The sequence below is a fragment of the Alteromonas sp. CNT1-28 genome, assembly GCF_022348345.1.
GTDB classification, from domain to species: domain Bacteria; phylum Pseudomonadota; class Gammaproteobacteria; order Enterobacterales; family Alteromonadaceae; genus Alteromonas; species Alteromonas macleodii.
This window is the reverse complement of the sequence record NZ_JAKREZ010000003.1, coordinates 75892-95387: the sequence shown is the minus strand read 5'-3', so window position 1 is coordinate 95387 and position 19496 is coordinate 75892. Positions and strand designations below refer to the sequence as shown.

The following is a 19496-nucleotide window of genomic DNA, read 5'->3' as shown; positions in this document are numbered from 1 at the left end:
TTAAGACTTTGAAAAACGGACATTATCATTTTTTTTCGGTAAAGGATTTTCCCCCTAGTGCTGAAATATTGGCTAACTACGATGTATTTTTCGTGGTGGCTTCTGTTGTTATTGCAATATCTGCTTCCCTTATCTCTTTCGTTCTTTCTGCGAAGATGTCGCAAACAGAGTTACAAAATGAGCGAGCATTTTGGTCGCTGGCATCAGCGTGCTTTCTTGGTTTTGGCATTTGGGCGATGCATTTTGTTGGGATGCTTGCCTATCAGCTCCCTCTTGAGGTTTCGTACGACCCTTTCATAACCCTACTCTCTGTGTTACCCGCGATTCTTGCGAGTATTGTTGTGATGAGTAAACTGCCACATAAAGCTAACTCGCTTTTGCTTCGCAGTTTATATATGGGACTTGGCATTGGCAGCATGCACTACATCGGCATGATGGCAATGCAGATGAATGCCATCATGGCGTACGATGGCTGGTACTTCTCTTTGTCTATTGTGGTTGCCGTCGGTCTGGCAGGTATTGCTTTAAAAACCCATGAATATGTCACCACTTCGCAACTGCGAATACTTAAACAAATTGTTCCAGCTATTATAATGGGCAGTGCTATATCCGGTATGCATTACACCGGTATGCTGTCTATGCACGTATATGCACTGCCTTCTACGCAAATACTACAAGAGCCAGAAACCAAAAACCTCGCTTATTTGGTCATGCTAATGGTGATGCTTTTCGCGTTTACTATTCTTATTTTTATCGAGCTGCGAGCACGTACGTTACTGCTAGAGCGCTATAACGCGGTGTTAAATACAGTACAAGAAGGCGTATTGACTTTCGACAGTGCCGGCATGGTTGAATTTGCCAACCCTGTCGCGTTAAGCATGTTTGGTCTCGACAGTTTTTCTCCTCAGACCATTCACATACGCGAGCTTGTGAGCCCTTCTGAGCATGCCCATGAGCCACTCCTGATAGGATTAAAAAAAGCGGCAAAGAATAGCGCAGCGCACAACGTGCCTTTAACTTTGGACGGTATTCGGAAAAGCGGAAAGGTTTTTCCTTTGACACTTCGCATTAATTTGCTGCCGGGAAACCATATTTCATATGTGTGTACGGTAAAAGATTTGTCTGACGTAAAGAACCAAGAAGTTTTTGCACAAACGGTGTTTGACGCACTGCCCAATATGTTGATTGTAAAGCGTGCCGACAGCCTTTCGATTACCCATGTAAATGATGCGGGAAGTAGAATATTGGGCACCGACAAAGCGTCACTCGTGGGGCTATCTGACTTTGATATATTCGACGAGGCGGAGGCCAAGAAATTTGTATCTGACGATAAGCAATTACTTTCAAGTTCTGAAAAGCAAATCGTTAACGAATTCAAACTCAATATAGGTGGTGTGACGCGCTTTTTTGAGACCAAAAAGATTGTCATTGATGACAACTACGGCACCCCTCAATACATATTGGCACTATCCGAAGACGTAACAAAATGGCGGGAAGCTCAACAAACGCTTAAAACGTTAAACCGCCGCATGTCTATGGCCGCTGACGCAGCACACATAGGTGTATGGGAGTGGGACATCGCTACTAACGAGCTCATTTGGGATGAGTGGATGCATAAAATCTACAATGTCTCCAAAGCTGGTTTTAGTGGTCAATTTAGTGACTGGGAATACACAGTTCACGATGACGATATTGCCAATGTGAAGCAAAAGATAGAGCAATCAATAAAAGATAGCTCAGGATTTCACGCAATTTTTAGAGTGAAAGCCGCTGGCGACAAATACCGTCATGTTAGCGGTTATGGTCGCATTGAAGGCAACAAGATGTTTGGAATTAATGTTGATATCACCGAGCAAGTCGAAGCAGAACAGAAAATTAGAAAACTGGCAAATAGCGATACGCTAACAGGTTTAGCGAATAGGCTTGCCCTATCTACCTATATGCGAAATGAGCTTCCTCGATTAGAGAGAAACAATAAGGTGTGTACGCTACTTTATCTGGATCTCAATCGATTTAAGCCCATTAATGACGAATACGGCCACACTATCGGTGACGAAGTTCTTGTTGAGCTTGCACAAAGGCTTCAATCCATGTGTCGCGTGTACGATATTGCATCACGGGTTGGTGGTGATGAGTTTATCGTAGTAATCACCGAGCTAAGCACTGAATACAATGTAGAGACACTTAAAGCCCGACTTGCTAAAAAGCTTACACAGCCTATTACTACCACACAAGGCGGGTTCAGCGTTGGCGTCAGCATAGGTCACGCGAGCTATCCAGAAGAAGGCAAGACGCTAGAAGAGTTAATTTACATTGCAGATGAGCGGATGTTTGAAGATAAAAAGCAAAACATACCGTCGAACTAACGCGTAGTACAAACACAAGGTTAATTGGCTGGCTTCATACATGTACTAGGGCGTATTGCACTTTGCTGTACATTTTTGCAAAAAAAAGCGCCCATTGGGCGCTTTTCTTGAAACCTAGTCTTATCGACGTAGACCTAGACGCTTGATAAGGTCAAGGTAACGCTCTGCGTTCTTGCCTTTAAGGTAGTCTAGAAGCTTACGACGTTGGCTAACCATACGTAGAAGACCACGACGAGAGTGGTGATCTTTCTTGTGATCAGCAAAGTGACCTTGAAGCTTGTTGATGTTGTGAGTAAGCAAAGCAACTTGAACTTCTGGTGAACCAGTGTCGCCTTCTTTAACGCCGTACTCAGCAATGATTTTTGCGGTTTCTGCTTTAGTTAGTGACATATCATTCTCCTAATATTAATGCTTCGCCGATCACTAATTCAGCAAAGCGGAATGAGCGCCGTATTATAATGACGTTTACAGACTTAGCAAGGACGGAACGACGTAATTTCATTAATTAACCCGTTTAAGGTTCGATTCCACCTTATTAATACGTTTAGCTAACTCACTTTTGTATTCGACACCGTTTAGAAAATCCATTGCCCGCTGGTCACTTTTGTATCCGTATGCAGAATATACCGAGTGAGCTATGCTTATCTTAGCGTCGTGATCTACGACTAAATCTAAATTTTGCTCTACAAATTGCGGCGATCTGTAAACAGCTCCTTGTAATAAGGTAATCACTACTTGCTCAGTATCAATATTCGTTTGACGTTGTGCCCAAGTTAGCGCAGTGTCGGGCTCAAAGTAAGCGATAGTTCTGGCAGCGTGTTCAACATCAGATTGATAGTTTTCACTATTGCTATGTCTTACAAACCAGGAAGCAGCTTCACTAGGTGATTGGTTTACATAACTATCAAAGACAGCGCGCTTTATCTCTTTTTTTCGTTCGTTGTCATCTAGCGTGTCGAACCAAGCTTTAGTGCTTTCAACGTCTTTGCGTACCCATACACTTATTAAATTAGTTTCTAACCGTTTATCATCCGAACGTTTTATTAACGATAACGTGTCTCGAAACTGCTCTGATGTTTCTAAGACACTAAAAATGCCGCTATAGGCCGCACTTTTTAAATTCTCTGACTCAAGAAGAGCGATAGACTGAAAGGCGCTATCAATATCCTCACTTGCCATTTCTCTAAAAATAAGCGAAGGGTAAATGTTGTTTTCGAGCATGCCTGAGGTAAGTGAGGAATTATTAATATACCAGTCAAGGGCGTCAGAAGGCGATTGATTAGCCCAGTTAGCTATAACTGATATGCGAAACTGCTGCTTTGATTCCAAGTTAATATCCATGTTATCAACAAGGTCCCAAGCTTTTTCGGGGTTCAGCTCTACTAAGCGAGAGACCATTGTTGACAAAATCATGGCAGCATCTGGGTCGCTAATAGACGTATCGATGCTTGATAACGTATCGATAATCGCCTGCTCGCCCATCATGCTTATAGAGATAATTAAGGCGCCTATTTGTTTTAAGCTAAGCTTGGGCTTGTCGGAAAACCAGGCTTCTAGGCTAATATTGTCAGATTTACTCGCTGAGTCTTTGGGTGACTGCTCACGCTTGGTCTCTCCTTGCTGAGGGAGTAACGCTGTTTGTGAGACGTGTTGATCTTTACCATCGCCTACATTGGTTATGTGAACAGAAACTTCTGAAGGGACTGTAGGGCGTTTATCATTGACATAGTAACCCGCAGCAAATACTAGGCATAGCGAACAAAGCCATAAGCCAATCCATTTGGTCATTGAATAATCCCTTAATTAAAACACCACGCCAGCTTAAGACGTTTCGCAGAAAGTAGAAATCTGTATGAGTGATAAAGAACCTACCACTAAATAGTGCACCTTTTATACTACTTTATTTGCAATTAAGAAAGCCTTGCGTTAACCGCAAGGCTTTAAACGAGCATAATCTGCTAGATATAGGTCATTGCAAAGTACTAACTATAAACAACTCGACGTTTTGGGTTAACAAACACTTCTTGTTTAGGGATACCTTGGTCTTTCGGGTCAAGAACCCCTTCCCCTACGCCTAAGAATATACCACTGGTATCGTCGCCATGGTAAACGCGGTAAGACACGCCTTCACTCAGCGTTTCGCTACAAGTCCCTTTTACAGATTGGCCGTTATCAAAACGGTTTCTTTCAGCGTCGTTAATGGTCACAAATGGCAACCGACTTACGGCGGTATCCATAGGAATCAATAAGTCATCCAGCGCTTTAAAGTCACCTTCTTCCAGTGATTCCTGAATTTCAATTAACTTATCCAGCGAGACCATTTTATCCGTAGGATAGTCTGCTACTTCCGTACGGTGTAAGCGAGTCACGTAGGCGCCACAGCCAAGGTTCTGACCTAAATCATCTACGATAGAGCGAATATAAGTGCCCTTGCTGCATTTAATGCGCATTTCTACAAACGGCAGTTCAATACGCAGTACATCTAATTCAAACACTTCAATATCACGAGGTTCACGCTCAATCTCTATACCTTGACGTGCATAGTGATAAAGTGGCTTACCTTGATGTTTAAGCGCTGAAAACATGGACGGGATTTGTTTACTCTTACCTAGAAACGCCAAGCACGCATCACGTACTTGTTCTTCGCTTACATCAACAGGCTTTTCTTCAACCACTTCGCCATCGGCGTCAGACGTGGTGGTGCGAACACCTAGTTGAGCAGTTACCTCGTAGGTCTTTTCTGCATCCAGAAGAAACTGAGAAAACTTCGTAGCTTCACCCAAGCACAGCGGCAACATGCCACTGGCAAGTGGATCAAGTGCGCCTGTATGCCCAGCCTTCGCAGCTTTGTACAGCCAGCGCACTTTTTGAAGCAGTTGGTTAGATGACCCACCAAGCGGTTTATCAAGCAATACTATGCCGTTAATCTCACGGCCTTTACGACGTCTTGCCATTTACTCCTGCTCTTGTGGATCGTCTTTATCGCGCTTTGACTCATCTTTTGCGATGGTCTGAGACACAAGATTAGAGATACGCATACCTTCAACAATCGACTTATCTTCAAAGAAGTGAAGATCAGGCACTGAGCGCATGCGAATACGTTTAGCTAGAATACTGCGGATAAACTTTTTGTATTCTGCCAGTTGTTTAATTTGCGCTTTACCTTCTTCTTCGGTGCTGTTGTAGATAGTCACAAAGATTTTTGCATGTGCTAGGTCGCGCGACACATCTACGTCAGAAACCGTGATCAAGGGCATGTCGCCAACGCGGTGCTTGTATTCATTTTGCAGAATGCTCGCCACTTCTTTATGGACTTGCTGAGCGACTCTGTCGGTACGTGAAAATTCACGGGCCATTATACTCTCCTTTCCTTATTTAACGCAGGGCATGCGTGAAGCCTGTTTACTGTATACAGACAAAAACGGGAGCACTCGGCCCCCGTTTCTCACATGCCGAATTAACTAAGGCAATTAAATTTCGCGCTTAACCTCAACGATTTCGAAGACCTCGATTTGGTCGCCTACTTTCACGTCGTTGTAGTTCTTAACGCCGATACCACATTCCATACCGTTACGTACTTCTTGAACGTCGTCTTTAAAGCGACGCAGTGATTCTAGTTCACCTTCGTAGATAACTACGTTGTCGCGAAGTACACGGATTGGGTTGCTACGCTTAACGTTACCTTCAGTCACCATACAGCCCGCAATTGCGCCCAGTTTCGGTGACTTAAATACGTCACGTACTTCTGCAAGACCAATGATTTCCTGCTTGAATTCCGGTGCAAGCATACCGCTCATGGCCGCTTTCACTTCGTCAATTAGGTTATAGATAACGCTGTAGTAACGTAAATCAATTTCTTCAGCTTCTAGTACGCGACGCGCTGTAGCATCGGCACGAACGTTAAAGCCTAGTACGATAGCGCCTGATGCAGCCGCAAGGGTTGCGTCAGTTTCAGTGATACCACCTACACCACTACCTACAATATTCACTTTTACTTCAGAAGTAGAAAGCTTAACCAATGATTCAGAAATCGCTTCTACAGAGCCCTGTACGTCAGCTTTAAGTACGATGTTAAGTTCGCTAACGTCACCTGATTCCATGTTCGCAAACATGTTTTCAAGTTTCGCTTTTTGCTGACGAGCAAGTTTAAGTTCACGTTTCTTCTGATGACGTTTCGCTGCTACTTCACGCGCTTTACGCTCGTCTTTAACAACGGCTGCGTCTTCACCCGCTACCGGAACACCAGACAGACCAAGTACTTCCACAGGCGTAGAAGGACCAGCAATCTTAATTTCATTACCGTTTTCGTCACGCATTGCACGAACACGGCCGTACTCTTCACCACAAAGTAGGATGTCACCAGCGCGTAATTGGCCTTCTTGAACCAATACAGATGCTACTGGACCACGACCTTTATCAAGGCGAGATTCAATAACAATACCGCGACCCGGGCCTTCAGCTACTGCTTTAAGGTCAAGAACTTCAGCTTGTAGAACGATAGCTTCAAGCAATTCGTCTACGCCCATACCTGTTTTCGCAGAAACGTTACAGAACTGGTGCTCACCGCCCCACTCTTCTGAGATAACTTCTAGTTGAGATAGCTCAGTTTTAACGCGATCAGGATCAGCTGTTTCTTTATCCATTTTGTTCACTGCAACGATAAGAGGTACGCCAGCAGCACGAGCGTGCTGTACCGCTTCTTTCGTTTGAGGCATTACGCCGTCATCTGCAGCAACAACAAGAATAACGATATCCGTCGCCGTAGCACCACGAGCACGCATTGCGGTAAATGCGGCGTGTCCAGGTGTATCTAGGAACGTGATTTCGCCATTTTCTGTTTCTACTTTATATGCACCAATGTGCTGGGTAATACCACCGGCTTCACCGTCTGCAACTTTCGCGCGACGAATGTAGTCAAGCAATGACGTTTTACCGTGGTCAACGTGACCCATGATGGTTACAACAGGTGCACGAGTGGTTTTTTCACCGCCAGTGCCATCTGCCAACAACTCATCTTCAAGCGCGTTGTCGTTAACAAGCTCGTACTTATGGCCCATTTCTTCAATCACTAGTACCGCAGTATCTTGGTCTAGTACTTGGTTAATGGTTGCCATCTCGCCCATCTTCATCATCGTTTTGATAACTTCGTTAGACTTAATAGCAAGCTTACTTGCTAGTTCGCCAACGGTGATGGTTGCGCCAAGCTTAACAACACGCTCTACAGGTGCAGCTGGCTTGTTAAAGCCTTGCTTAAGATGCTCACCCGCATTTTTCTTCGACTTACGACGACGGCGCGATGAACGCTCAACCTGCATGTCTTCTTCGTCTTCCGCTTCTTGAGCATAACGGTTAGAGTGCAAGTGAACTTCTTCAGCTTCTGCTTTTTTACGACGCTCTTCTTCTTCCTTCCAGCGACGCTCGTTCTCTTCAGCAAGTTTGCGCGCTTCATCAGCCGCTTTCTTCGCGTCTTCTTCAAGCTTCTTCTGCGCTTCTTCTTCTTGCGCTTTGCGCAGACGTTCTTCTTCCTGACGAGCCGCTTCAGCTTCCGCTTTTTCAGCTTCAGTTAGCTCAGGTTCGTCGGCCTTACGTGCTTCAGCTTCTTTTTTCGCTTGTTCCGCACGACGAGCACGCTCTTCTTCAGCAGCTTTCTTAGCTTCTTCAGCTTTACGTGCTTTCTCTTCAGCGGCTTTTTTCGCTTCAGCTGCTGCTTTTTCTTCCGCTTCGCGCTTCAGACGTGCTTCTTCTTCAAGACGCTTCGCCTCTTCTTCCGCTTGACGCTGCTGTTCTTCAACATCGCTACGCTTAACGTAAGTGCGCTTTTTACGTACTTCTACTTTCACTTCTTTAGACTTACCAACACTTAACGTGCTTGTTGTCTTACGCTTAAGTGTCATACGCGTTGGTTCAGCTGCGCTGCCGTGTTGCTTACTTAAATGATCCAATAGTTTTTGTTTCTCGTCTTCGTTTACCTGATCGCCGGCATTCTTAGTGATACCCGCGTCTTTAAACTGGCCAACCAATCGGTCAACGGTCGTACCAATGTCGCTGGCGAGCTTTTCAATAGATACATCTGCCATTACGTAATTTTCCCCCTGTTGACCTTACTCTTCTTCACTGAACCATACGATATTACGAGCCGCCATGATTAACGCACCGGCTTTCTCTTCGTCTAGTTCATCGATATCACTGATATCATCGGTACCTTGTTCTGCTAATTCTTCCAGGTCGGTAACACCGCGGCTGGCCAACACATAGGCCACGTGTTTACTCATACCTTCAAGATTTAATAAGGCTTCTGTAGGCTCTGCACCTTCAAGCGATTCTTCGTTCGCCAGTGCACGCGTGGTTAGGAAAGCGCGCGCTCTGTTGCGCAGCTCTTCAACCATTTCTTCATCTAACCCTTCAACCGCTAGAAGCTCACTTGCAGGCACGTATGCCACTTCTTCTAACGTTGTAAAGCCTTCATCTACCAAGACAGACGCGAATTCTTCGTCAATGTCCAAACCAGCAGTAAATAGATCAAGTACCTTCGCGTTTTCTTCTTCGTGCTTCTTGTTGAGATCTTCAACCGTCATCACGTTAAGTTCCCAGCCTGTAAGCTGGCTAGCTAGGCGAACGTTTTGACCACTACGGCCAATTGCCTGTGCTAGGTTGTCTGCTTCAACCGCTACGTCCATGCTGTTGCTGTCTTCATCAACAACGATTGACGCCACTTCGGCGGGAGCCATAGCATTGATAACGAATTGCGCTGGGTTTTCGTCCCATAACACGATATCAACACGTTCACCGCCAAGTTCCCCTGATACGGCTTGTACACGTGAACCACGCATACCAACGCACGCACCAACCGGGTCTAAGCGTTTGTCATTAGTTTTAACCGCAATCTTTGCACGAGAACCTGGGTCACGCGCTGCAGATTTAATTTCTAGTGTCTCTTCCGCAATTTCTGGTACTTCCAGACGGAAAAGCTCAACTAGCATGTCTGGGTGCGTACGGCTAATAAATAGCTGTGCGCCACGTGCTTCTGGACGAATAACGTAAAGAAGGCCACGTACACGGTCGCCCGGACGGAAAGTTTCACGAGGAAGCATGTCATCGCGGTAGATAACACCTTCAGCGTTGTTACCTAAGTCGATGATGATGTTGTCGCGGTTTACTTTCTTAACCGTACCTGTAACCAGCTCACCTACTTTGTCTTCGTACTCAGCAATCATTTGCTGACGCTCAGCTTCACGTACTTTTTGTACAATCACTTGCTTTGCGGTCTGCGTAGTTATGCGGTCGAATTTAATAGATTCAATCTGTTCTTCCACATAATCGCCGAGTTGTATCTCTGGTTCGTCGATTTGTGCAGCAGAAATCGTAATTTCAGCAAATGGGTTTTCCTGTTCTTGATCATCAGGGATAACCAACCAGCGACGGAATGTATCAAAGTCACCAGACGTTCTGTCGATGCTTACACGAACTTCAATTTCGCCTTCGTTTTTCTTTTTTGTTGCACTAGCGATCGCAAACTCTAGCGCTTCAAAAATTTTCTCTCTAGGCACTTGTTTTTCATTTGAAACGGCTTCCGCCACTAACAAAATTTCTTTATTCATTTTCGCCTCTCTTTTGCTTTCGTCGATGAAAGCAGAGCTGTTCCGTTAATCGAACGTGGGAACAACGTTACCTTTTTCGATATTCGCCACAGCTAACTGGAACTGCTGGCCATCCACTTCAATACTTACGATGCCATTTTCGCACGCGAGTACTTTGCCTTTAAAATTACGTCTGTCATCCATTGGCATAGACAAACGAATTTGAACCACTTCACCCACAGACTCGATATAGTGCTTCTCTTTGAAAAGCGGTCTGTCCATACCCGGTGATGACACTTCCAAGTTGTATTCAGTGCTAATTGGATCTTCAACGTCCAAAATTGCGCTAACCTGATGACTTACATCTGCACAATCATCAACGGTAATACCGTTTTCATGATCAATAAAAACGCGAAGAATAGAATGCTTCCCCGCTCGTACAAACTCGATCCCAACCAACTCAAAACCCAGTGCTTCAACACCTGGCTCTAGCATTTCGGTTAGTTTCTCTTCAAGTTTTGCCAATGCAAACCTCCAAAAACGAAAAAAGGGCCTAAAGCCCACCTGTCATCACCCGGCTCAGCGAGGCTGACTCCAGGTTTTAATACAACAAAAAGCCCCGGACTAGCGGGGCTTTTATTAAAATTCTGAACCCATACCTGCCAACAAGGGCAGTTGCAAACCTATGGGTAAAACCACCGTTAGGTGATAGCTTGCTAATGATAAGTGCGTTACTTTCCTGTACTGAGGGAGCCCGCTCTCATCACTTAATGAACACATTATACGTATAGCCGTCGCATTAAGCAACAGCCAATAGGCGCACACACTGGAGGGTATCGATTTTTTCTGTGTAAAATTCGGCCTGCATGAAAGTATTTTAATTGCGGTTTAGTCCAGCAGACTTAGTCTTCGTCTTTAAATGTCGCTTTAATATCAAGAATTTTAGGCATAATTTCTATCATCAAATCGACAAGTCTGGGTTCGAAATGCTTTCCCTTTTGGCTTTGAAGAAAATCTACCGTTTTTTCAATACTCCAGGCGTCTTTATAAGGACGTTTGCTGGTTAAGGCATCGAACACATCAGCAATGGCGCAAATACGCCCCTCAATGGGAATATCTTCACCCGCAAGCCCTTTAGGATAGCCTGACCCGTCCCATTTTTCATGGTGGGTTAGCGAAACAGACTTTGCAACTTTCAACAACAAAGAATCGCCGCAATCACCAATGATTTCCGCACCAATCTCAGGGTGGTTTTTCATGGTGGCAAACTCTTCGTCTGTCAGCTTCCCTGGTTTCAACATTATACTATCAGCAATACCAATTTTGCCGATGTCGTGCATCGGTGCAGCATGAAGCAGAATTTCAGCCTGTTTATCTGTAAGTCCATAGGCAAGCGCAAGTTCTTTCGAATAATGGCTCATGCGCATGACATGCATGCCCGTCTCATTGTCTTTATATTCCGCCGCTCTACCTAAACGCTGTACAACTTGTAAACGGCTATCAAGTAGCTCGTCAGCTTGCACCAAACTGAGGTGGGTTTTAACCCGCGCTTTTACGATGGCCGGAGATATAGGCTTAGTAATGTAGTCCACAGCGCCCGCTTCGAAGCCTTCCGTTTCTTCGTGTTCATCATTTAAGGCGGTGACAAATATAACGGGGATGTGCCTTGTATCTGCTTGCTGTTTAAGCTGGCGGCATACTTCAAAACCCGTCAGTCCTGGCATCATAACGTCAAGCAATATCAAATTTGGCTGTCTAGTCTCAGTGAGCTTTAACGCTTCTTCGCCATTTCTCGCAAAAATAAGCTGATAATCATTAGCGAGAAGTTGCTTTAAAACCCTTAGGTTTACTGGCTCATCGTCAACGAGTAATAAAGTAGGTTTTGTGATTTCAATGTTTAACATGCCGCGTCTCTTGGCTACTTTAATTCTTGTATCAATGTAGAGATGCGCTCATGCGCCAACTCGAACTCAAAATCATCGATATCTAAGAGAATTTGAGTTATCTGTTCTTTGTGACTAGAACACCCAACCTCGCGTAAAAATGACAATTCATCTTCATCTACCATGTTTTGCTCTACACTATCGAGCATAGCCTCCAAATGACTCAGCAGCAATGCATTATCGATACTTTCATTAATGGCATTTTCGGCATACAGTGGCGATTCGCTAAGCATCAACTCGATTTTATCTAAGGCATCACGAAGACGGTTAACGTCTTCAATATTCACCTCTGATTTTAGAGCCTGAGCTTCAATTTCCCTGGTTGTATGATAGAAGGTGGTTAAGCAAAGATTACCCGATGTACCTTTTAAACCGTGTGAAAGTGTAGCAACCGCTTTATAGTCTTCACGAATTGCCGCCCCCATTAAGTCGTCGACTTTATCCCTGCAGGTAGTAGAGAATTTATCCACCTCTTGTAGGACGACCTCTTCACTCCCCCATAAATCGATGGCCTTCTTCAAATCCAACACGTTTTTATCAACTTTAAGCGCAGATGCTGGAGCATTTACTTCTAATGTGTCTGGTACCGAGTCCAACTGAAGTGTATCTATGTTAAGCACGCGAGCAATCTCGTCCATCAATTGAGGGAAATCGACGGGCTTGTTGGCGAACCCTTCCATTCCCGCCTGCTGCGCGGCATGTTTGTCCTGTACTAACACGCTAGCGGTCAGCGCAATAATGGGCGTAGGTGGTAAGCTATTTTCTTTTTCAAACTCTCGACGCTGTTTGGCTGCCTCTAGGCCATCTAACTTTGGCATCTGTAAATCCATCAGTACCACGTCAAACGACTTAGCGCGCATTTTATCCAATGCAATCTGTCCATCTGTTGCCGTTTCTACACTGTGGCCAGCGCGTTTTAGCAGCAACGAAAGCAGCTCAAGGTTTTGCTGCACATCGTCAACAACCAGTACGGTTAACGAGGTTTCAATACGTGCTGCTTTCGAGGAGAGCTCACTAGATACATAATCATCAATTTCTACAACTTCTAGAGGAAGTCTGAAAGTAAAGGTCGTTCCTTTACCTTTTTCACTAGTTGCACAAATATTACCGCCCATCAGTTCAACTAACTGCTTGGAAATAGTTGTTCCCAGCCCCGTGCCGCCGTACTTTCGACTCATCGATGCATCTGCTTGAGAGAACGGGTCGAATACTCTTTCTACTTGCTCTTGCGTCATACCAATGCCGGTATCTGTCACGTCAAAATACACATACTTTTCATCACTTTTGACATTGATAGTCACTTCACCCTCGTGAGTGAATTTAACGGCGTTGCCTATCAGATTGTTAAGTACCTGTCGCATTCGCTCCGGTACACCTCTGTATCCGTTAGCTACCGAATCATCGACATTAAGTACAAGTCCAACTTTTTTGCGCTTGGCTTCTAACCAAAATGTTGAAATAACTAAATCCAACTCTTCGCGAATAAGGAAATCGCGATAATCTAAATCAAGCTTACCTTTATCCAACTTCGCGCTATCAAGTATGTCGTTAAGAAGATGCAGCAATGAACGTGCGGAACGGTTTATCGTGGTTAAGTGAGATTTTTGCTCTTCGCGTAAGGCTTCTCCTAACATGAGGTCGCTAAAGCCTATTATTGCATTCATAGGCGTACGGATTTCATGACTCATATTAGCAAGAAATGCGGTACGCGCAGCGGCAGCTTGCTCTGCTTTTTCCTTTGCCGCTTTTAATTCATTCTCCATCACTTTTCGATGTGTAATGTCAGATATGAAGCCGTCTACATAGAGCACCATGCCATCATCGTCTTTAACCTGTACTCCATGCTCGATAACCCACTTCACCTCTCCGGATTTTGCGACGATTCTATATTCATATGAAAAGGCGCCTACATCAGGACTAATAGATGATAGACGCTCTACATCATCAGGATGGTAAAGATCGGTGAAAGAGCGCTTCGGATTGGGCAAGGTAAAATCTTCAGGCGGGTATCCGGTTACTTCTGTTACAGCATCACTAATAAATACCATGGGCCACCCTGGCATACTTAAACAGCGATAAGCCATACCAGGAATATTTGAGATAAGACTTCTAAATTTAGCTTCGCTCTCGCGCAATGCATCTTCCATTTCCTTGCGTTTACGTAAATCAGAAGCGAAAGAGACAAAAACGGGCTTACCATCAATTTTTGTGTAGCCGACACCCAAGCGCACTGGTATACGCTCACCGTCTTTGCGAAGTACTTCTACTTCTCTTCCTGTACCAATAATTTGCTCAGTTGGTACTACTCGCTGACTGAAGAAGTCATCACCGTATAAATGACGTCTTTCAGGAGTTACTACCTCAGCTGCGTGCATACCGATTATTTCTTGCTGAGTATAGCCATAGATGCGCTCAACAGCGGGGTTAGCGGTTTTTATAATGCCTTTGTCATCAACGGTCAGGATGGCGTCGACGGCGGTATCGGTAATAGCACTTTGAATTCGCTCACTTTCAATGGCGCGTACCATTACATCGCGATATTTAAAAAGAAGGCTAATGCCCAATACCATGGTAATTAATATTAACGTAACGATAGCAATCGAAATTGCTAGATAAACAGCAATATCTGAAGACTGACCCGACGTTTCCATTCCTGGTGGCAATACGAATCTTGCTGCCGCCATCCCCGTATAGTGCATACCAGAAATAGCCAGTCCCATGACGATACTTGCAAGTAATACATGTTTTCCTAACAGCTTTTTACTTTTCGTAGCAGCTGTAATGCCGAATTTAATCCACAGCGACAGCATGGCTAAACACACAGCTACCACAATAGAAAGGGCAAACATACCAAGGTCGTAACGAAGAAGCGGTGCCATTTCCATAGCGGCCATACCACTATAGTGCATAGTGCCAATACCAGCACCTACCAGTACACCACCTAATATTATTTCAGCGAGGCTAATACGGGACTTAGTTAAAAGGTGAAGCGCCACCCAAGCTGCGGCAATCCCGGGAACGGCAGAGAGCCCGGTAATCAGAGGATCATAGTCAACGGGCAGACACAAATCAAAAGCGGTCATCCCCAAGAAATGCATAGACCAAATACCACCGCCTAATGCAATGCTGCCGGTGCCTAATAAGGCATTTCGTCGAAGTTTGTCTTCGGTGATCGCGGCTTGCCCTGCCACATTAAACGCCATAAATGAGGCAAACACAGCCACCATAAGCGATAGAATGACCAAAGGAAAATGATAAGCACCTTCTATTAAGGTGGCGTGTTCTTCAAAAGTAAAAAAACGGGATATCATAACGCGGCCATACTACCTATTAGTTTAATTTTCAATGGTGGCGTGAGGTTAACTTAGCACACTCATTTACACAGTGTAGTAATTAATTCAAAATTATCGTGTAAATCAAGGAACGCTATTATGTTTTGCCGTATAAAAAGAAAAAACCCAGCAAAAGCTGGGTTTTAAATGTGGTTGCGGGAGCAGGATTTGAACCTACGACCTTCGGGTTATGAGCCCGACGAGCTACCAGACTGCTCCATCCCGCGACTGTACGGTAAAGCTTGCGATTGCAATGCTTTGTAATTCTGGTTTTCAAATTGGTTGCGGGAGCAGGATTTGAACCTACGACCTTCGGGTTATGAGCCCGACGAGCTACCAGACTGCTCCATCCCGCGCTTGTACGGTAAAGCTTGCCTTTGCAATGCTTTTAAATTCTGGTTATTTTCTGTGGTTGCGGGAGCAGGATTTGAACCTACGACCTTCGGGTTATGAGCCCGACGAGCTACCAGACTGCTCCATCCCGCGCCAGAAAATTATTGTTGTAAGCGCTTCATTTAATGCCTCGCTTCAACGTGGTGCGTATTATACATAGGGACTTTCGCAACACAAGTACCAGCATGCGAAATATTTCATTTTTCTGACTGTTAGCGGTTTAATTGACCAACATGAACAAAGTTAATACGAATTAACCGATTTTTAGCTCCTATTTACACACGTTGATTCAAGCTATTTAAATTTTTCCATTTTTTCAGCCAACGAAAAATCTAATTCTGTTAGCCCACCAGCGTCGTGCGTAGTCAATGTTACCTCTACTTTATTATAAACATTGAACCACTCCGGATGATGTTTTAGCTTTTCCGCCCAAATCGCAATTTGAGACATCCACCCAAAAGCTCGGATAAAGCTCTTAAACATAAACGTCTTTTTGATAGTGTCTCCACTTTGCTCCCATGGTGTGTCATCGGAAACCAGTTCATTGAGCGCTTTCAATTTTTCGTTAATTTCATTATCAGACAGCTTCGTCGCCATTCTTATCTCCTTCAATCACTGATGATTACGTAAAAGTCTTACCTACTACGAGATACTTTAATCGATTGGTTTAACATTAGAAGAGACTGGAGACAAAATCACAAAGAGGAGTGGAGGCTAAGGTTTACAAAAAAGCCACCCTTCAACTTTTATAGTCAAAGGGTGGCTATACTTCTACCTTATTAACAGATTAGAACTCGATAGCTAAGCGCGCATAGATTTGACGACCTCGTGGATCGTGAACCTTAGAGTCAAACCCGCTGTTAGTGAATAGCTGTGGAGGCTCTTCGTCGAACATGTTAATTGCGCCTAACGTCAACACATAACTTTGTTCTGTATCATATAAGCCGCCTAAGTCGATGTTGTATTGAGCATCTACCGTCAAGTGACTATCCACTTCGTAAAAGCCACCTGAACAACCACCCACGTTTGCAGTACCGTCCGCGCAATTTTGATCATCATCATATGATGAGATGTAGCGAAGGAAGATATTGGCTGCATGGATATCGTTTTGCCAAGCCAGTCCCAAGTTCGCGCGCAATTCAGGAGAAGACACACCAATGTTATTGAAGTTACGGCGTCCTGCACCATCAATGTTCCCTGCCTGTGGGTCCATCAAGTCATACTTAGTGATGTAGGTCGCATTCAACGTAGGTGTAAAGTTACCGAAGTCTGTCTCTATTTTATAACTAGTTACAAAATCAAGACCCGATGTTTCCAAAGAACTCGCGTTAACATACGTGTTATTTACTTGAAGAACAGGTCCAGTCAGCGGGTCTCCAGCACGGATGACGCGGTCTGGGTTAGTCGGATCATCATTTAGTACCGCCTGCGCGTTCTCTTGAATGATCAAGTCTTCAAACTCGAAATTCCAATAATCAACTTCAACAGAAAAGTCTCTGAAAGGCTCGTATGAGAAGCCAATATTATAGGCTGTCGACTCTTCAGGTTTTAGCTCTTCATTACCCGATGTTCTAACAGCTACAAATGCCGTAGCACCTTGAACGGGGTCAATAAGCTGTTGCAACGACGTTGCGCCACCTTGTGCTAAGAACACTGTTGGCGCTCTAAACGACGTAGATATCGAGCCGCGAAGTGAAAACTCATCAGTCGCACGCCACGAAATCGCTAACTTTGGATCCACCGTACTTCCAATGGTACCGCCGTAATCTTCATAACGAACCGCTAGCTGAACATCTAATTCGTCATTTATTGGTAATGCAAGTTCACCGAACGCTGCCCATACATCCTGGCTACCATCAATATCAGGGTTACCGATAACGAATGTGAAACTGTCTTGGTTAGCAAGGTCATCGTAATCTTGGCTAAGCTGGTTTTCACGATATTGAACACCCAATGCTAACGCCGCAAAGCCACCGCCCATTTCGAACACATCAAACGATGTAAACGCTTCGAAAACTTCGAGATCCGCTTTAGAGTCGATCACTTCGGTTCCCGTAAAGGAGCTAACCACGTAATCAGAGTTAGGCGCCGTTGTGTAAGACGTTGCAAATGGGTTGAAGAATTCGCAATCCCCTACCCCTGGCGTTCCAGCGATAGGGTCACAATTAGAGCCACCTAGACCGTATAGCGCAAGCTGAAACTCGGTATTTAGTACGTCAGGAACCCTAAATACAAAATCGTTAACCGCACGTGTATAGCTTACTTCCCAGAACCCAGTGTCTGTCACACCTTGTAAACTGGTGCTAAAGCGAAAGGTATCTGATTCGGTATTCGCTGGGTCACCAGGGAAGCCGTTACCTTCAGCGCGGCCGAAGAAAGCGACAGGCTGACCAAATGGATTCTGCGGATGATAATCCGGAACAATTGGAGAGGTTAAAATTGGGAAGCTCGGTGCTCCACCACGTTCAGCACGGTTTCTCGCTAAACTGAATTCAGCCGACCATGTAATATCGTTATCGAACTCGTAGTCTGCACGTACATAAGCATTTGTTCGGCTCTCATCAGCAACATATGAATAGAATTTACCGAAATCAAAACCACAAAAACCAATTTCTAAACCTGGCACTGTACCACTTGGCGCAAGTAAATTGGGTGCACCACCAAACTCCTCACATCCGTACGGGTCGATAATGGGCAGTGCCCCTGCACCTGGAATGTTTAAGAAGAAAGAGCCTGGGTTACCCAGAGCACTTGTATCGTCTTGGGGACGACTTAGTCGTCTATCGCTGAGAAAAAGCGGCGAACGGTTGGTATAGCTTATCGCCGCTAGTACGCTTCCGTTATCACCGGTTGCGCCCCATAAACCTTGTAAAATGTATTCTTTGTTGTCGCCATGCGCACCATCTTGATAGTCAAGGCTTACCATTGCTCCGTCATAATTGCGTTTGGTGATAAAGTTAACGACACCTGCAACGGCATCAGAACCATACAGAGCCGACGCACCATCTTTAACCACTTCCATACGATCAATGGCAATCATTGGCACAAGTGAACTGGTATCGACGAAGTTCAGGCCTTCGTTCGTTGGTTGCGCTGTAACGACCTGACGCTTGTTGTTAAGTAAAACCAGAGTAGACGCTACGCCTAAACCACGAAGGTTAATATTCGACGTACCCGCTGTTGCGTTTTGCGTAAAAGCATCTGGGTTGTTTTCAGCACCCGTGTTAATAGTGAGTGTTTGTGTAATATCCGCAATATTCTTTGCGCCAATCGCGTCTATAGCCACGCTATCTACCACGGCTAGTGGAGAAGGAGATTCGAAGTTTTCGCTACGGCGAACAAAACTACCAGTAACCAAAATGAGTTCTACGTCTTTCTTAGCTTCTTGCTCACTTTCAACGTCTGCTTCTTGGGCTGATGCGATATAAGGAGAGCAAAATAAAGCAGTACCGACCATTGCCGCCACTGCTGTCTTACGCGTTTTAAATTTCATAGTGTGATTCCAAATCTGGGCTTATCACTACCGGCATTACTACCCACACTTTCCGCTAGCGACAGGCTGTTCGATTTCGTGTTGTTATTGTCTGAGGCCATGAACAAATATTGACCTACGCAATTGATACTATGCTTGAATTTCACCTTTGTAAATTTATTGTGAATAATATGTTTACATTAATTTTACACATGGTCTGACCAGATATCCTTTAGGATAAATTGAAGCCTCTCCACTGAATTTAGCCATATCCCAATTGAGAATATGTTTCCCAATATGGGAAATTTATTCATTACGCTTGATGGATCGCGCACCTCAAAAACCAGGCATACCCTCCAATTTTCAATGCGTTACAAGATTATTTTGAAAGGAATGATTCTTGAAACATCAGG

12 protein-coding genes and 3 tRNA genes are annotated in these 19496 nt (G+C 44.6%); 1 reads left to right on the top strand and 14 read right to left on the bottom strand.

Going from position 1 to position 19496, the window contains the following annotated elements; translation table 11 throughout:
- Window positions 1-8: 8 nt before the first annotated feature.
- Window positions 9-2366, top strand: coding sequence for a diguanylate cyclase (locus tag MHN02_RS03155; protein WP_239244518.1), 2358 nt, complete (start codon window positions 9-11; stop codon window positions 2364-2366).
- Window positions 2367-2486: 120 nt separating this feature from the next.
- Here MHN02_RS03155 and rpsO read toward each other — a convergent pair whose 3' ends face one another.
- The 14 genes from rpsO to MHN02_RS03085 all read right to left on the bottom strand — a co-directional run bounded on the left by rpsO (window position 2487) and on the right by MHN02_RS03085 (window position 19104).
- On the bottom strand, window positions 2487-2756 hold the full coding sequence (rpsO, locus tag MHN02_RS03150; protein WP_012518257.1) for a 30S ribosomal protein S15: 270 nt from the start codon (window positions 2754-2756) through the stop codon (window positions 2487-2489).
- Between the two features lie 111 nt (window positions 2757-2867).
- Window positions 2868-4154 (bottom strand): hypothetical protein, encoded by a 1287-nt coding sequence (locus MHN02_RS03145; RefSeq protein ID WP_239244516.1) that lies wholly within the window; start codon window positions 4152-4154, stop codon window positions 2868-2870.
- Between the two features lie 194 nt (window positions 4155-4348).
- Window positions 4349-5320 carry a tRNA pseudouridine(55) synthase TruB gene (gene truB / locus MHN02_RS03140; RefSeq protein ID WP_239244514.1) on the bottom strand — a complete coding sequence of 324 codons (972 nt, stop codon included), beginning with the start codon at window positions 5318-5320 and terminating at the stop codon, window positions 4349-4351.
- Window positions 5321-5722, bottom strand: coding sequence for a 30S ribosome-binding factor RbfA (gene rbfA / locus MHN02_RS03135; protein ID WP_014949257.1), 402 nt, complete (start codon window positions 5720-5722; stop codon window positions 5321-5323). It lies immediately after the preceding gene.
- Between the two features lie 114 nt (window positions 5723-5836).
- Window positions 5837-8443 carry a translation initiation factor IF-2 gene (gene infB, locus MHN02_RS03130; RefSeq protein WP_014976350.1) on the bottom strand — a complete coding sequence of 869 codons (2607 nt, stop codon included), beginning with the start codon at window positions 8441-8443 and terminating at the stop codon, window positions 5837-5839.
- Between the two features lie 24 nt (window positions 8444-8467).
- The gene (nusA, locus tag MHN02_RS03125; protein WP_014949255.1) at window positions 8468-9964 is read right to left on the bottom strand and encodes a transcription termination factor NusA; all 1497 of its coding nucleotides are present in this window, start codon (window positions 9962-9964) and stop codon (window positions 8468-8470) included.
- A 45-nt stretch (window positions 9965-10009) separates the two neighbouring features.
- Complete coding sequence (gene rimP, locus MHN02_RS03120) at window positions 10010-10468, bottom strand: ribosome maturation factor RimP (RefSeq protein ID WP_014949254.1); 459 nt, start codon at window positions 10466-10468, stop codon at window positions 10010-10012.
- A gap of 377 nt (window positions 10469-10845) precedes the next feature.
- Complete coding sequence (locus tag MHN02_RS03115; protein ID WP_014976349.1) at window positions 10846-11847, bottom strand: two-component system response regulator; 1002 nt, start codon at window positions 11845-11847, stop codon at window positions 10846-10848.
- Window positions 11848-11861: 14 nt separating this feature from the next.
- On the bottom strand, window positions 11862-15197 hold the full coding sequence (locus MHN02_RS03110; RefSeq protein ID WP_239244512.1) for an MHYT domain-containing protein: 3336 nt from the start codon (window positions 15195-15197) through the stop codon (window positions 11862-11864).
- A 171-nt stretch (window positions 15198-15368) separates the two neighbouring features.
- A tRNA-Met gene (locus MHN02_RS03105) sits at window positions 15369-15445 on the bottom strand.
- Window positions 15446-15497: 52 nt separating this feature from the next.
- A tRNA-Met gene (locus tag MHN02_RS03100) sits at window positions 15498-15574 on the bottom strand.
- A 53-nt stretch (window positions 15575-15627) separates the two neighbouring features.
- Window positions 15628-15704: transfer RNA gene (locus MHN02_RS03095), tRNA-Met, on the bottom strand.
- Between the two features lie 201 nt (window positions 15705-15905).
- A complete protein-coding gene (locus MHN02_RS03090; protein ID WP_014949251.1) occupies window positions 15906-16208 on the bottom strand; it encodes a 4a-hydroxytetrahydrobiopterin dehydratase in 303 nt (100 codons plus the stop codon).
- A gap of 190 nt (window positions 16209-16398) precedes the next feature.
- Entirely contained in the window at window positions 16399-19104 is a 2706-nt protein-coding gene (locus MHN02_RS03085) for a TonB-dependent receptor (RefSeq protein WP_014976347.1), read from the bottom strand.
- Window positions 19105-19496 lie beyond the last annotated feature (392 nt).